We start from the raw sequence: 13,679 nt of genomic DNA on the forward strand, positions 1-13,679 counted from the left end.
TCCTTCATGCTATGCCAGCTTCCAACAAGGCATTCAGCCTCTCTACGCAGTTGGGGCAGGCCCCGCAAGGAAAGGAACTTGACGCCTGACAAGAGAAGGTTCGGCCGATAGGTACCCCAAGGTCCAGCGCTTGTCGGACGACGTCGGCCTTGGTCTTTTCGCGGAAGGGCGCATGGAAGCGCACGGCGCCGACACCACGTGAGAGCTCTTCGAGGCCGTTCATGAACTCGGTGCTGCAGTCTATTTCCTTGGCATGATTGCTGTTGATGAAGCCCGAATAAACGTCGAGGATCCGAAGCGTCTGGGCGCGAGCCGCGGCCACAGCGAAGAACAGCATCGTCCGGTACGGGAGGTACAGGTCATCATCAGAGACGGCTTCTTTCCAAAGGTCCGCTTCCACGATCATCCGTGATGGCGAGCCCTTGAAGATGTCCGAGATATTCAGCCGCTCTGGCGGCTTCGCCTCCTGCGGGAGGACTTCCTGAACCTTCGCCCATTCTGTCTCGGCACAGTGTTGGCCATAGTCGAAGAAGATGGGATGAACTTCTCTCCCTTCTTTGGCCAGCAGATAGCAGACCGTCGTTGAATCGAGCCCGCCAGAGACCATGACGACAGCTTTCTTCATGAACGCGTCGCCCTTAGTCTCGACATAACTTCGAAGAGGCCGTTTAGGCAGCTATTGAGCTTGCCCGAGTAGACCGTGCTACCCGCCATCACCATGGTGTTGTTATTTTCTTTGAGTGGATCAAAGGTGATCACAGGCTTCTTCAGTGCAAGAGCCAGGCCAATTTCAACGAGTGTGCCAGGATCACGCTCCAGAGGCAGTGCAAAAACAAGATCACACTCCTCGAGAAGGCCAAAATCACCCAGATATGCGGTTCGCATTTCATGCATCGAGCTTTGCGGTGTTAGCTCTCCGTTCTCTTGTACCGGGCGGCGAATCCGAAAATTATGATAGGCGAGCGCCCGAAGTGCTTCTTCGAGGTGCGTGCGGTCGACGTAGGAAAAATCGGGAGCGGCGAAGTATATCTGAAAGTCCGGCCGTGCATGCCAAGGCAGAAATGTTCCGCCCAAGCCGCGCATTTGGTCGACGGAGAGCGCGAGGCTGCGCTGGACATCTCTTTTGAAGTCGTCCGGGTAGGTCGTCTGGGCATAGCACGTTGCAGCGCGCGCTGCCTTCCATCCGGCATCAAAGACGGCGCCATCCAGCATGGACGCGAAAACCGCTGAATACACGTCACCGACACCGACCGAGTTTACGGTTTCGCCAAGGAGCGCCGGAATTTCGTCGACTTTGTCACCGCGAAGATCAAACACACGGCTGCCGCCGCGATTTTCCTTCAGAAGAACGGCTTGCGGCGACAGATCGCGCAGATCAGCCAGCAGGCTGGACATATCCTTCGACGCTTTCTCCAGGAACATTGGAGACGATGTGGAAGTCACTGCGGCGGCAATGTTCCCTTTGAACGATGAGAGCGATAGAAGGTCCGGAAGATCATAGGCGATATCGAAGCTTGCCTGAACATCCTCGGCAAGTAGGGATCTCAGGACCGTGAGATCGTACTTTCCAGGGAAAATCAGACAGGTTTTGAATGTCTTTAGTGCGTCAACTTCACCGCAATATTCGACCGATTTTTCGTCCCTCAGGATGTCTTGATATGCTTGGTCGGCGAGTTCGGTCGGATCGCCAATCGCCATAACGTTGGGCGCGCCCTTGACCTCTGCCAGCCAGATAAACTCGCTGCATCCCAAGCGTTCGAGGTAGGCTCGCGCCTGATCGACCAGATAGCCGGGACATACAGCGGCCACGGAAAAGTTCGCGTCTATTGCCCACAGCCCGCGGGCGGCGTGAACGATGCCGCCGAGCCGTAGCTTACTTTCAGCACCTGCCTTTGGCAGGGTGAAATCTACGTAGACCTCGCCGACCAGTAGCAGGTCTTGGCTAGGATTCATGGCGTGCGCGGTGCAAAGTCCACGTTGACAGATGCAACGGGAGCCGATGCGGAGGAGTTGACGCGCCCCTCATAGGTGAAGCCCGCAACCATGCAGTCTGCGAGATAGTTGAAGCGGGTTGGCAGTGCCCCCACGGTTCGGCCGCTCGCGTCGACTGCGAACAACCGGCCACGTTGCTCGATGGTTAATGCCGTGTTAGCCGGAGGAACGCCGCCGCCTGCGGAGAAGTAGTCACACTGCTCAACCTCTTCCAGGGCGCAGGATAATGCCCGGGCACAGCGATCTTCCCCACTTGCGCCGCCACCCCCTGCTCCCCCGCCGCCTTCTTTAGGGCGCGAGCCGGGGTAGTCCGAGAAGCTTCCGGAGCCAGTGCTACCCATAACATCCCTCAAATCAGCAACTTGTCATCTCGCGATGCTCTTTCAGTTGATCTGGCGTTGCAAGCCATAATTGCAGACTGTAACGAGCGCGAAGATTAAGGCACGAAGGTAAGTGAAAGTGACGAACAACGGTTGGTCCGTTGTCGTGGGCATCATCCCAACCTTCCCTCTATCCAGTTCTCCACGATCAGCCTCGGCAAACTGTCCACTGCCTAGTCTGATCCCGCGCGAGTCCCAGCCGCTTCGGCTCCTTCACCTGCTGCGCCAGTAGGAAGATCAGTGCGGTTGCCTTGCCGTGCCCCATCCCTGAGCTCGACACTACAGTTTGGCCCTTCTTGTTCCGCCGTCCCGCCGGCACCAGCAAGCTGGTTCTCGTCCTTGGGTTGCCGAAGCGCAGACGCAACTCGCTTCTCCGTACCCATTCACCGGATTTGATCTGGCCGGAGCGCATGGAATTGTCCAACACTGGCAGCGGGATCACTAGCCAGAACCCGTTCTTGGGCCGGATCAGCGGGCGTGGGCCCTACGCGCCGACGATGGTCGGGCATTGAAACAAGCCACGGCTGCTGCGTTCAATCTGGGCGTGGTCTCCGGGAACTGCTCCGTTCATCCGCTTTGGGCTGATAGCGAAGGCTCAGGGGGCTCACGCCCCCTTCTCGAACTTCATGACCGGGATGCCGAGCTTTTTGGCCTTGTCGGCAAGGTTCTCCTGGATGCCATTGCCCGGGAAGACGAGAACGCCCACGGGCAGCACGTCCAGCATCGCGTCGTTGCGCTTGAAGGGCGCGGCCTTGGCATGCTTGGTCCAGTCGGGCTTGAAGGCGACCTGCGTCACGCCCCGGGCCTCCGCCCATTTGGCGGCGATGAGCTCTGCGCCCTTCGGGCTGCCACCGTGCAAGAGCACCATGTCGGGATACTTGGTCCGGACCTGGTCGAGCTTGCCCCAGATCAGGCGGTGATCGTTGAAGTCGGTCCCGCCGGTAAGGGCGACCTTGGGGCCTGCGGGAAGCATCACCTCGGTCTCTGCCCGCCGCTTGGCGGCCAGGAAGTCGCGGCTGTCGATCAGGGCGGCGGTCATGTGCTGGCGGTTCACCATCGAGCCGGTGCGGGGGCGCCAGGTCGAGCCCGTGTGATGGACGAACTCGGTGGCGGCGTGATCGCGCATCATGTCCATGCAGTTGCGCCGTTCGATCAGGGTCAGGCCTTCGGCCGTCAGGCGCTCGAGTTCGGTAGATTTCACCTCGGAGCCGTCCTGCTCGCGCTGGAGGCGGCGCTGCGCCTGCTCGTTCTCATCGAGCGACCGCTCGATCCGGGCTGTCGCGCGGTGGAAGAGGTTGACCTGACCCCAGAGCACTTCTTCGAGGTCGGGTTCCATGCGGGTGTCTTCGAGGGTCGCGACGAGGGCATCGAAGATGTCGGCGACGGCGACCGCGAGGCGCTGCCCATCGGGCATCGGGCGGGGATCGGGCTCGTCAATGGGGCGGTAGCCATAGAGCTGCAGCTCGTCGAGCGCATGGGAGGTCTGGGATGCGGTGTGGGCGGGTTCATAGGCGTCGTCGTGGGTGTGGATCGTCATCGGTTTCTTGCCTCCGGGCCTCAACTCGTCCGCGCGTCATCCCGCGCGGCCTTCATGGGCTGCGAAAGCCGTGGGAGGGGACGCCCCTTCACCCCCTTTCGGGGCCGGAACGCATGTGGAGGAGGACGGGGGGCGGCTGATTTGTCTCGCGATGCAAAGGCGGGGCTCGCCCCCGCCGGCGGAAATCAGTCGCCCCCCGTCCTTGAAGGGGCGGCACCTTTGACGGCCGCCTGCCCATCTCTTGAAGGCCGCTCGGGTGTCGGGTGGATGAGATTGCCCGGGAAGAGGCAAAGCGGCGATCCACCGCCACGACAGGGATCCGTGACCCCTGCCCCGCACTCCCAGACCTCCCCTTGCGCGATGCGGATCAGCCCGACAGACGATGCCGCTCCTCTAGCCCGATCTGACCTGCCAGATGCTGGCGCAGCGCCTCTTTGCCGTACGCCCGAAGATCATCGTTGAAATCCCCGAGCCGCGGCTCCAGCAGCCGAACGGTAATCCCGACCACGGTGGCTCTGGCGCTCAACCTCTCTGCCGCGCGTTGTCCGGCCGGATCGCGGTCGATGGCGATGTAGAGGCGCTGCACCCCCTCCGGCAGCAGGACCGCCCCGAGGTGACCCGACGAGAGCGCCGCCCAGACGGGAAGGCCGGGCACCGCCTCGACGAGGGACAGCATGGTCTCGATACCCTCGCCGACCAAGAGGATGTCGTCATGCGGGGTCAACCTGACGGCATTGCCGAGGAGGTGACCCATGGCACGCCGCTGGGTCTCGACATCCGCTTTCCCCCGTCCGTCAGGCGCGAGCCAGGTGCGATGCACGCCTTGGCACAGGCCTGCCCCATCGGTGACCGCAGCGATCAGCGCCGGTCTGGGGATGCTGCGGGTCTGGCCCTCATCCCGATGCCAGCACTTCGGGTGGAAGCGAAGGGCGCTCATCCTGCCGCCTTGGGTCAAGCCCCGGGAGCGGAGGTAGGTGTCGGCAAGCGTGGCTGCGACCGGCACCGAGGCTGCAAACAATCGCGCCGCCGCCGCTGGCGTGCCACCGGGGGCCTTGGCCTTCTTCGGCACTGGTGCATCCGGGAGGACCGGCTGCGGACGGCCAAGATGCGCTCGGGCCTCGGTCAGAAGATCGGGAAAGCGCGAGATCCCGGTCCTCTCGCGGATGATGTCGAGAAGATCGCCATGCTCGCCCGTGGCGCCGTCGGTGAACTTGCCGGCAGCACCGGGCCCCGAGGCAGGCCCGGTCAACCGCACGAAGAGCGACCGGCCGGGGTTGTTCTGCAAATCGCCCACGATCCAGTAGGACCCTTCCCGCCGACCGGCGGGAAGGTAGGCGCGACAGACGCTTTCGGCATTCTCCGCCAGAGCGCGGATCACATCTTCGGTATCGGAATGCATGGCTCAACAACCTCCGCGTGCATGTAGTCCCGTGACAGGACAACGTGCAAGCAGCCGATCCAGAACGGCAATTCCGGTAGGATCGGTCGGACAGAAGAGGCGCAGCTTCCAGCTGATGATCTCCGAGAAGTAACCATCGGCCTTCAGCCGGTCCTTGGCGGCTTCCGTGAAGCCGGACAGCTCGATACGGTTCACGCCCATGACGCGGGACCGGTGGAGTTCCATCCCCTCGGCGAGCCGCACGACCGTCTTGCCCTCCAGCACGAGGGCGTGGACCTGCGCTGCCGTGAGCTTCGGCGCATCGGCCGCCAGCGTGGTCGCGACCCAGGCGGGCGAAACTCGGCGGCCGATGATTCGCTTGCCGTCATCGGTCTGGAGCCTGTAGACGCGGGTTTCGTCCTGGGGGAGCTGCTTCCAGATCGGCAGTAGCAGGCCCGCGACGATGTGGAGCGTGGCCTCCGAGAACTCGGGCACCTCGGCCAGTTCCGCGGTCCAGGCGACAGCGAAGGCGGCGCGGTCGGCTTCTAGCCAGTGAGTATCGTCCATGATCTTCGCCGGGACCGTACTGGCCTCAGTCGGGCGGATCAGCCGAAGGCGGGGCTCGATGGTGCCATCATCCAGCACCAGGCTGGTGGCGGGGACCTGCACGGCGGCCCGGCCCGAGCGGCTGTTGACCAGAAGCCGGGCCTGTCTGTCATCGAGCCAATCTAGGGCATCTGCGAGGGAAGTCGGCGTGTTGCGCCGCTTTTCTGCGATGGTCAGGAGCTGGGTTTCCGCGCCGGAACCGGGATGGGTGTAGATCACCCGGGCCTCCGTGACGCGGAAGCTTTCGGCGCGTAGCGTCTCCAGCCCGAGGTCATAGACCCCAGCGGCGATGGCGCCCTCGATCCGCTGATCGAGAAGCTCTTCAAAGGCCGCGAACAGTACGGCCTGCATGTCAATCGTCAGCGCGAGCAGTCGATTGAGGAAGGTCGTGATCGGCGGCAGGTCGTCCTTCAGACCGTTGTCATCGGTCAGGCTGAGCCCCGTCGCATCCTCGAAGGCCCCGAGCGAGCAGCCCGCCACATCGCCGCGATAGAGGCGCCGGTAGAGCTGACGAAGCGCGTCGCGGGCGTAAGGGCTTTCGAGGTTGTCCTCGGGCCGGAACAGCCCCTGCCCGCCCGTCTGGCGCTGGCCGCGGGTGATGGCCCCCAGCGTGTCGAGACGGCGCGCGATGGTGGAGAGGAACCGCTTCTCCGCCTTCACATCGGTGGCGACGGGGCGGAACAGCGGGGGCTGCGCCTGGTTCGTGCGGTTGGTCCGCCCGAGGCCCTGAATGGCCGCATCGGCTTTCCAACCGGGTTCCAGCAGGTAGTGAACCCGCAGGCGCTGGTTCTTGGCCCCAAGATCAGCGTGATAGCTGCGCCCCGTGCCGCCGGCATCCGAGAAGATGAGGATGCGCTTCTGGTCATCCATGAAGGCGGCGGTTTCCGCGAGGTTGGCAGACCCCGCCCGGCTTTCCACGACAAGCCGCGCCCCGTTCCCCTCGCCCTTCCTAACGATACGGCGCGACCGGCCCGTGACCTCGGCCACGAGGTCGGTGCCGAAGCGCTGGACGATCTGGTCGAGCGCTCCCGGCACGGGTGGCAGCGACGCCAGTTTCTCGATCAGCGCATCACGCCGCCGCACGGCTTCGCGGCATTCGACTGGCTGGCCACCGCGCACTACAGGCCGGGACGACAGGTTGCCCTCGCTGTCGGTGAAGGGCTCGTAAAGCTGCACCGGGAAGGAATGGGCGAGGTAGTCGAGGACGTACTCGCGCGGGGTGATGTCGACGCGGATGTCGTTCCACTCCTCGGTCGGGATCTCTGACAGGCGGCGTTCCATCAGCGCCTCGCCCGTCGAGACGATCTGGATGACGGCCGTGTTGCCTGCCGCAAGATCGGCTTCGATGCTGGCGATCAGCGTGGGGGTTTTCATCGACGTGAGCAGATGGCCGAAGAAGCGCTGCTTGGCGCTCTCGAAGGCCGAACGCGCAGCGGATTTGGCCTGGCGGTTCAGCGTGGCGTTCTCACCCGTGATATTGGCCGCTTCCATGGCGGCCGCGAGGTTGTTGTGGATGATGGCGAAGGCCCCGGCATAGGCATCGTAGATGCCGCGCTGCTCGGGCGTGAGCGCGTGCACCAGCATCTCGTATTCGACGCCATCGTAGGAGAGGGACCGGGCAGTGTAGAGGCCGAGGGACCGAAGGTCGCGGGCGAGGACCTCCATCGCGGCAACGCCGCCAGCTTCGATGGCTTGCACGAATTCCGCCCGCGTCGCGAAGGGGAAATCTTCCCCGCCCCAGAGACCGAGCCGTTGTGCATAGGCGAGGTTGTGGACGGTCGTTGCACCGGTGGCCGAGACATAGACCACGCGAGCATTGGGCAGCTTGTGTTGCAGGCGCAGACCCGCCCTGCCCTGCTGCGAGGCTTCCGAATCGCCACGCTCACCCTTCGATCCGGCGGCATTGGCCATGGCATGGCTTTCATCGAACAGGATCACCCCGTCGAAGTCGGCACCCAGCCAGTCGACGATCTGGTCGACGCGGGACTTCTTGGCACCGCGCTCCTCGGAGCGCAGCGTCGCATAGGTGGTGAACAAGATGCCTTCCGTGAGCGGAATGTCCTTGCCTTGGGCAAAGCGCGACAGGGGCGTGACCAGCAAGCGTTCCTGGCCAAGGGCCGACCAGTCGCGCTGCGCGTCCTCGAGAAGCTTGTCGCTCTTCGAGATCCAGAGCGCCTTGCGGCGACCTTTGCACCAGTTGTCGAGCAGGATCCCGGCCGATTGGCGGCCCTTGCCCGCGCCGGTGCCATCGCCGAGGAAGAAGCCGCGGCGGAAGCGGACAGCGTCCGCGGCATCGTCGGGTGCGGCCGAGACCATGTCGCCGGCTTCATCTACACTCCACGACCCTGCGAGATAGGCGCCATGCGCTTCGCCCGCGTAGATCACGGTCTCGATTTGCGCTTCGGAGAGCAGACCGTTGCGCAGCACGGCGGCGGGGAGTTTCGGCCGGTAGGTGGGCTTCGGGGGCGCGACCGAAGCCATGGCCGCCGACTGCACGAGCTTGGTCGGGTGCGGTGCCGCGCCGGGGATGTCGATCGCCTGCAGGCGGAAGGTCTCGTAGATCGCATCGGACAGACGCGCGGAGCCATGGTCGTCCGCTGTCTTGCGCGGGGTGTAGACGAGGTCCTCGACATCGGGCGTGGTGACATGCGTATCCATCTTAGCCGACGCCGTTGACCGCGAGGGTCGAGCGGTGAGGCCGGAGGAACGGCCCGGAATTCCCCGGAAAGAGGAAATGGGCTGAGAGCATGCGCCTACACCCGCATCCAACTCGAGGCGTGGCGGGACCTCGGCGGTGATCCGGGCAAGGAGGTGGGCCACATCGGGCGAGATGGACCGTGCCAGACCGGCGGTGATGCCGCCCTGCTCGCCGCCCCGGCATTTGTCGAAGACCGAGATCCGCGTCTCGAAGCTGGTGCCATGCTTGGCAAAGGCCGCGCCCGACACGGCGCCGGTGAACACCAGATGGGCCGTCTCGGTGAGACGGCCGAAGGTCTCAGCCCAAGCAAGCGCGTCCGGCGCGAAACTGGCGCCGGTGATGGCAACAAGCCGTCCACCGTGGGCAAGGCGCGCGAGCGCCGAGCGCAGATGGCGCGCTGTCGCCTCGGTCGTCCGGCCATCGACATTGGCCACGGCCGAAAACGGCGGGTTCATCAGGATGACGCTCGGGCGAATGCCTGCGTCCAAATGATCGTCGATCTGCGCGGCGTCGAAGGTGGTGACGGGACGCCCAGGAAAGAGAAGGCGCAGAAGATGGGCGCGGGTATCGGCCAGCTCGTTCAGAGCGAGGCTGCCGCCCGCGATCTCGGCGAGGATCGCCAGAAGCCCAGTCCCGGCCGAAGGCTCGAGGACCAGGTCGCGCGGCGTGATCTGCGCGGCAGCGAGCGCCGCCAGTCCCATCGGCAGCGGCGTCGAGAATTGCTGGAAGCGCTCCATCTCCTCCGAGCGGCGGGTATGCGTGGGCAAGAGGCCCGCCACGTTGGCGAGGATCGGCAGCAGCGTGGAAGGCGAGCCGGCCCGGGCGAGCAGCGCACGGCCGAACTTCCGCAGGAAGAGGACCAGCGCCACCTCACCTGCCTCATAGGCAATCTTCCAGTCCCAAGCGCCATCGGCATCGTAGCCGCCAAAGGCGCGCTCCATCTCAAGCCGCAGACGCAGCGCGTCGATCTGGAAGCCTTGGGCGAGATCGGGCTGCAACGCTTCGGCGACGGCGAGGATTGCGGGTGCGGGATCGGCAGACGGAACAGGAACAGGAGGCGCAACAAGGCCGAGATAGGTCATTGGGAAACTCCGGAATGAGGGACAGGATCAGCCCCGGACACCCTTTCTCGGGCGCCCTCAGGCCTGATCTTTCCCAGCCCCCCTCTTCCTCTCGAACCGACGCAGTGCAGACGCTTGGCTTGATTTTGTTCACTTTATGTTCTACATTGAAGGCGAAGCCAGCAAGGGAGTTTCCCGATGGATAGCACCACGCATGCCCTGCCCGCGACGCTCAAGCAGATCGCCTATGCGCGCTCGCTCGCCCTGCGCAACCAGACCCTCTTGCCCTGGGAAGTTCAGCAGGACCGCCGGTCCTTGAGCGCCTGGATCGATGCGCAGGCCCAGCTGAAGCCGGTATCTGAAATGGACAGGCTGCCCACGTCCAAGCAGGTGGCCTTCGCGGAGAAGCTAGCCCGGATCAAACGACGCGCTGTTCCAGACGAATGCTTCCGCGACAAGGGGCTGATGTCGAAGTGGATCGATGGGAACAAGTGACGGCAGACGAGTCAGGGAGTCATGGACGAGCGGGCAGAAGCGCCTTTAGTTGCGGATGGTCATGAGATTTCGTAGAGAAATCCGTGTAGCTTGGGCGGCGCAGGTGTAGTTCGCAGCATTGCAATTATTCTCAGTGAATCTGGGGCTAAGAGACTCTTGCCTTGGGGGCGCTATGGGAATTTCGGTTGCAGGCAAGGCTGTCAGTATCAACGACATGCACGAGGAAGGGGTCGACACATCGGTTGCGCGAAACCCCACATCCAGGATCTTTCAAGGAATTGAACTTCACCACATGTTCAGCCGCAGCGGTAAGACCGGTCGGAAAGATGATGGGAACCCCCTCATCCACGCGCTGAAAGGAAGGTACGGATTCACCATCACGCCGTTCTGGAAAGCTCAGCTCATGGGACGTGCTGATCTGATCCTAGATAAGGCGCAAGCGAATCTCGCAGGTTTCACACATTGCATGCCCATCCCATCCTCGTCACCGTTTTGCTCAGAGGTTACCGATCTGGTCGCGAACAAGCTGGGGCTCCCCGTTCTGCAACCTACCTTCTTCCGCAAGAAAACAGTCCGAGAGATGTTGGACGGACTTGCGGCACACCCTCCCAAGGTACGAAAAGGCCAGAAGACGGCTTACAACGGCCAACTAAACACTTGGCAAGCGCTTCCCGATGCTACGATCTGCGAGGCGAAGAACGTTGACACAAACATACGACTACTGTTCGACTTCTTCGTGCTCCTACCAGATGCGCCGCGGCTTGAAGGGCAACGCATTCTTATCGTTGATGACATATTTTCTTCGGGCTCATCGGTCTTGTCGGTGCGAGAGATCGTCTCCAACCAGCTGGGCGCAGAAGTTGGATATGTGTCGTTCCTTAGCGGCATGCGGTAAGCTTGGGTCGGTGCTCGCGTCTTGACTCTTGGGCATGGCTGAACTATCTACCGAAGCATAAGAACGTCCTAGGACCTTGTATCAGCCTCAAGGTCTTTAAATATGAGGCAGAGATTAGCGTCTCTGTAGGTCCGCGCAAGCACCGTTTCCCGAGGTCAAACCCGTAAGGGGGAAGTATCGGGAAGTCACGAAGCGGGTGGCACAATACGAAACGGGAGGCATATCGCCTCCCGTTTTGCTTTTGAACAGTTCACTCCTGAGACGAAAGTACGCCTCAGCGATGGGCCATCTCTCCAACCAATCGAGCCAGCCAAGTCGGGAACTGCGGCGCGGCGGACACGAGTTCGGTCTTTGCCGTCTCCGTGAGCTTGGATCGCAGGATTTGCAGGGCCTTGGGAGCCTCATCCGGTCCGAGCCATGCCAGCGCACGGACGGCCTGGCCCGAGGTCTTGCTCCCAAGGGCCAACTGCCAGCGCGGCGCATGACGCAGTTCGACTGCTTGCCGGCCAAGGTTCAGCATACGGCTTCGCCCCGAGGTGAGGTAAACTGACTTGACCGGCACCTGCGTGGTCAGGCCCAAAGCGTTTGCCGCGGCAGCACCGCTCGGCACGATCGTCTCGCCCCGCTGCACAGCGAGCGCTTCAATCGCCTGTTCAGCCGACGGACTGCGCGGACCAAAGCGTGTCTGGACCGGGCGCATGTAGATGCCGCGTCCAGCACGGATCAACTCGCCGCGCGCAGCCAGACGCGACAGCGTTTGATCGACCGCCGCGCGCGAGCCCAGGTGCAGGAGCCCCTTCGCTGCCAAGGGCACCCCCTCCGGCAACGTCGTCGCGACATTCATAATGCTCTCGGCCATGCGCTCCATGATCGCTCCTTTGTCAGAAACATATGCGGTTTTCTGACAGTTTTCAACCGTGCGCTCTCACCCGAACCGCCGCCCGGCTTCGGTGAATGTGTACTCGTTGACGATGATCCCCTCCTCGATGGCCTCGTCCGAGGTCAGGTGGTCGTATTCAGCCTCAAGCTGCCGGTAGAGCCAGCGGGCCAGATCGCGGAGCGCCTCGGTCACCGTTTCGGCGGCGTCCTCGGTGGGCGGCTGCCAGTTTGGGCTGTCGCGCGTGACGTCCACGGACATCATGTATTCATGGTAGTAGCGCCCGCGATGGCTGACCTCGGCGGCGAGCTGGTAGAAGTTCCGCCGCTGGATGGCCTGCAGCCGGTCGGCGATGCCATGCAGCGTCGCGTCTTTCGGGGCGTAGTCCCGGATGCACGTGGCCCCGCCCTTGGCGTGGGACCAGTAGCCTTCGAAGCAAGCACCGTCGCCCTGGCTCCAGAAGCCGGAGAACCAGATGCAGGGCTTGGCCCGCGTGCCGCCGCCCATCAGGCGGACGGGGGTGGTTTTCAGGCGGATGCCGAGGATCTCGCAGACCCGCTCGAAATCCTCGTAGACCGCGTCCCACCAGTCGTCTTGGGGCCCAAGTTCGCGATACCAGCTGCGCGCCTTTTCCTTGGCGGCATCCGAGAGTTCGGGGAACTGGTAGACCGTTGTGCAGATGATTTCAGGCATCGACGTCCTCCCCGTTCAGCGCTTCGGCGAGCCATTCCTGGCTGCTGGTCCAGCCGACGGATTTCCGCGCACCGAGGTCGATGACATGCGCGCCACCGCCGAAGGCGTCGAGGCGGGGTCGGGAGCAGGTCAGGGCGTACTGGAAGCCCCAGAGGCCGGTGAGATCGAGGTCGTCTGCCAGGCGCAGCACGAAACGGATGACGGCTTCGACATCGCCGTGGTCGTCGTCATGGATCCAGAGGTTATTGCCCTCGGGCGCGTCCTGGCGCACGAGGTCGAAGCCTGCGACCTCCGGGTCCTCGGCATCCTGATCGGCTTCGCGCAAGCTCTGGAATAGGGCGAGCGCGCGGGCAGCCTTGTCGGGCGTGCCGACATTGAGCAGGCATGAAAAGTGGGTGAAGTAATCCGCCATGTGGACCTCCTGAATGGGAAAACCCGGCCAAGAGGCCGGGCGCTGGATTGGGATGAAGGGATGTTAGGCGCAATCAGTCGGTGGGCCTGTCGCCCGTCGCCTGTCGCGCGACATGCGCGCAGAGCATCTGTCGGTAGAAGCGCTTGCGTGCGATCCGGAAACCGCGAACGGCACGCGTGTCGGGGTGAAGCGCGCGGACCGCCGCCCGCAGGACGGCGTAGGGCGAGGCTGTCACGGGCAAACCGAGACGCTGATAGGCCGGGTCGGTCATGTCAGCGGACCTCGACCACGGGTGAAGCGAGATGCGGATCGACCAATGCCTCGATCCGCGCGGCCCGGCCCATCCAGGGTTCGGGCCGGATGGCCTTTACCCAGTCTGCGAAGCTCGGGATGAAGCCGAGGTCCTCCTTGACATGCTGCTCGCCCACCCAGCGGGTTGGAATGATGCGCCCGGTCGAGAGCGTGAGGGTGGGACCGAAAATCGTCTCGGCCATGAAGATGCCCTCGGCATGGTGGCGCAGCGCCCGGTGCCGAAAGTCCGCAGTAATCTCCTTGCTCTGGTCGAACCAAGTATGCACGGCCATGTAGCAGTCGACCGTGCCGCCCCACTTCTTCACCGAGGACAGGGCGTGGTGATAGGGATGTGCCATCGCTG

At 63.3% G+C, this 13,679-nt stretch carries 12 protein-coding genes; 2 read left to right on the plus strand and 10 right to left on the minus strand.

Features of this window, described 5'->3' with window-relative positions; genetic code table 11:
- Positions 1–4 precede the first annotated feature (4 nt).
- From LX70_RS16660 to LX70_RS16685, 5 genes are all read right to left on the minus strand, one after another.
- The gene (locus LX70_RS16660; RefSeq protein WP_105515940.1) at positions 5–625 is read right to left on the minus strand and encodes a 7-cyano-7-deazaguanine synthase; all 621 of its coding nucleotides are present in this window, start codon (positions 623–625) and stop codon (positions 5–7) included.
- Positions 622–1,953 carry a nucleoside 2-deoxyribosyltransferase gene (locus LX70_RS16665; protein WP_105515941.1) on the minus strand — a complete coding sequence of 444 codons (1,332 nt, stop codon included), beginning with the start codon at positions 1,951–1,953 and terminating at the stop codon, positions 622–624. Before LX70_RS16665 ends, LX70_RS16660 begins: the two co-directional genes overlap by 4 nt.
- A 1,023-nt stretch (positions 1,954–2,976) precedes the next feature.
- Positions 2,977–3,909, minus strand: a complete 933-nt coding sequence (locus tag LX70_RS16675; protein WP_105515942.1) for a DUF2493 domain-containing protein — start codon at positions 3,907–3,909, stop codon at positions 2,977–2,979.
- Between the two features lie 367 nt (positions 3,910–4,276).
- Entirely contained in the window at positions 4,277–5,308 is a 1,032-nt protein-coding gene (locus LX70_RS16680; RefSeq protein WP_105515943.1) for a DUF7146 domain-containing protein, read from the minus strand.
- Positions 5,309–5,311: 3 nt separating this feature from the next.
- Positions 5,312–9,673, minus strand: coding sequence for a strawberry notch family protein (locus LX70_RS16685; RefSeq protein WP_105515944.1), 4,362 nt, complete (start codon positions 9,671–9,673; stop codon positions 5,312–5,314).
- Positions 9,674–9,850: 177 nt separating this feature from the next.
- On the opposite strand from LX70_RS16685, the gene LX70_RS16690 reads away from it, so the two are divergent.
- Both LX70_RS16690 and LX70_RS16695 read left to right on the plus strand, forming a co-directional pair.
- Positions 9,851–10,147, plus strand: a complete 297-nt coding sequence (locus LX70_RS16690) for a hypothetical protein (RefSeq protein WP_105515945.1) — start codon at positions 9,851–9,853, stop codon at positions 10,145–10,147.
- A gap of 172 nt (positions 10,148–10,319) precedes the next feature.
- On the plus strand, positions 10,320–11,042 hold the full coding sequence (locus tag LX70_RS16695) for a type I phosphoribosyltransferase (protein ID WP_105515946.1): 723 nt from the start codon (positions 10,320–10,322) through the stop codon (positions 11,040–11,042).
- Positions 11,043–11,316: 274 nt separating this feature from the next.
- Here LX70_RS16695 and LX70_RS16700 read toward each other — a convergent pair whose 3' ends face one another.
- From LX70_RS16700 to LX70_RS16720, 5 genes are all read right to left on the minus strand, one after another.
- A complete protein-coding gene (locus LX70_RS16700; protein ID WP_105515947.1) occupies positions 11,317–11,910 on the minus strand; it encodes a DUF6088 family protein in 594 nt (197 codons plus the stop codon).
- Between the two features lie 57 nt (positions 11,911–11,967).
- On the minus strand, positions 11,968–12,612 hold the full coding sequence (locus LX70_RS16705) for an antitoxin of toxin-antitoxin stability system (RefSeq protein ID WP_105515948.1): 645 nt from the start codon (positions 12,610–12,612) through the stop codon (positions 11,968–11,970).
- Complete coding sequence (locus LX70_RS16710) at positions 12,605–13,024, minus strand: hypothetical protein (RefSeq protein ID WP_105515949.1); 420 nt, start codon at positions 13,022–13,024, stop codon at positions 12,605–12,607. Before LX70_RS16710 ends, LX70_RS16705 begins: the two co-directional genes overlap by 8 nt.
- A 73-nt stretch (positions 13,025–13,097) precedes the next feature.
- Entirely contained in the window at positions 13,098–13,295 is a 198-nt protein-coding gene (locus LX70_RS16715) for a hypothetical protein (RefSeq protein ID WP_105515950.1), read from the minus strand.
- A gap of 1 nt (position 13,296) precedes the next feature.
- The gene (locus tag LX70_RS16720; RefSeq protein WP_105515951.1) at positions 13,297–13,674 is read right to left on the minus strand and encodes a DUF6915 family protein; all 378 of its coding nucleotides are present in this window, start codon (positions 13,672–13,674) and stop codon (positions 13,297–13,299) included.
- Positions 13,675–13,679 lie beyond the last annotated feature (5 nt).

It is taken from the genome of Albidovulum denitrificans, assembly GCF_002973535.1.
GTDB classification, from domain to species: domain Bacteria; phylum Pseudomonadota; class Alphaproteobacteria; order Rhodobacterales; family Rhodobacteraceae; genus Albidovulum; species Albidovulum denitrificans.

Bases quoted from the DNA above. Each gene is read 5' to 3' on its own strand.
- LX70_RS16715 (WP_105515950.1), bottom strand. From the start codon at position 13,295: ATGACCGACCCGGCCTATCAGCGTCTCGGTTTGCCCGTGACAGCCTCG.
- LX70_RS16720 (WP_105515951.1), bottom strand. From the start codon at position 13,674: ATGGCACATCCCTATCACCACGCCCTGTCCTCGGTGAAGAAGTGGGGC.
- LX70_RS16690 (WP_105515945.1), top strand. From the start codon at position 9,851: ATGGATAGCACCACGCATGCCCTGCCCGCGACGCTCAAGCAGATCGCC.
- LX70_RS16705 (WP_105515948.1), bottom strand. From the start codon at position 12,612: ATGCCTGAAATCATCTGCACAACGGTCTACCAGTTCCCCGAACTCTCG.
- LX70_RS16710 (WP_105515949.1), bottom strand. From the start codon at position 13,024: ATGGCGGATTACTTCACCCACTTTTCATGCCTGCTCAATGTCGGCACG.
- LX70_RS16665 (WP_105515941.1), bottom strand. From the start codon at position 1,953: ATGAATCCTAGCCAAGACCTGCTACTGGTCGGCGAGGTCTACGTAGAT.
- LX70_RS16660 (WP_105515940.1), bottom strand. From the start codon at position 625: ATGAAGAAAGCTGTCGTCATGGTCTCTGGCGGGCTCGATTCAACGACG.
- LX70_RS16685 (WP_105515944.1), bottom strand. From the start codon at position 9,673: ATGACCTATCTCGGCCTTGTTGCGCCTCCTGTTCCTGTTCCGTCTGCC.
- LX70_RS16675 (WP_105515942.1), bottom strand. From the start codon at position 3,909: ATGACGATCCACACCCACGACGACGCCTATGAACCCGCCCACACCGCA.
- LX70_RS16695 (WP_105515946.1), top strand. From the start codon at position 10,320: ATGGGAATTTCGGTTGCAGGCAAGGCTGTCAGTATCAACGACATGCAC.
- LX70_RS16680 (WP_105515943.1), bottom strand. From the start codon at position 5,308: ATGCATTCCGATACCGAAGATGTGATCCGCGCTCTGGCGGAGAATGCC.
- LX70_RS16700 (WP_105515947.1), bottom strand. From the start codon at position 11,910: ATGGAGCGCATGGCCGAGAGCATTATGAATGTCGCGACGACGTTGCCG.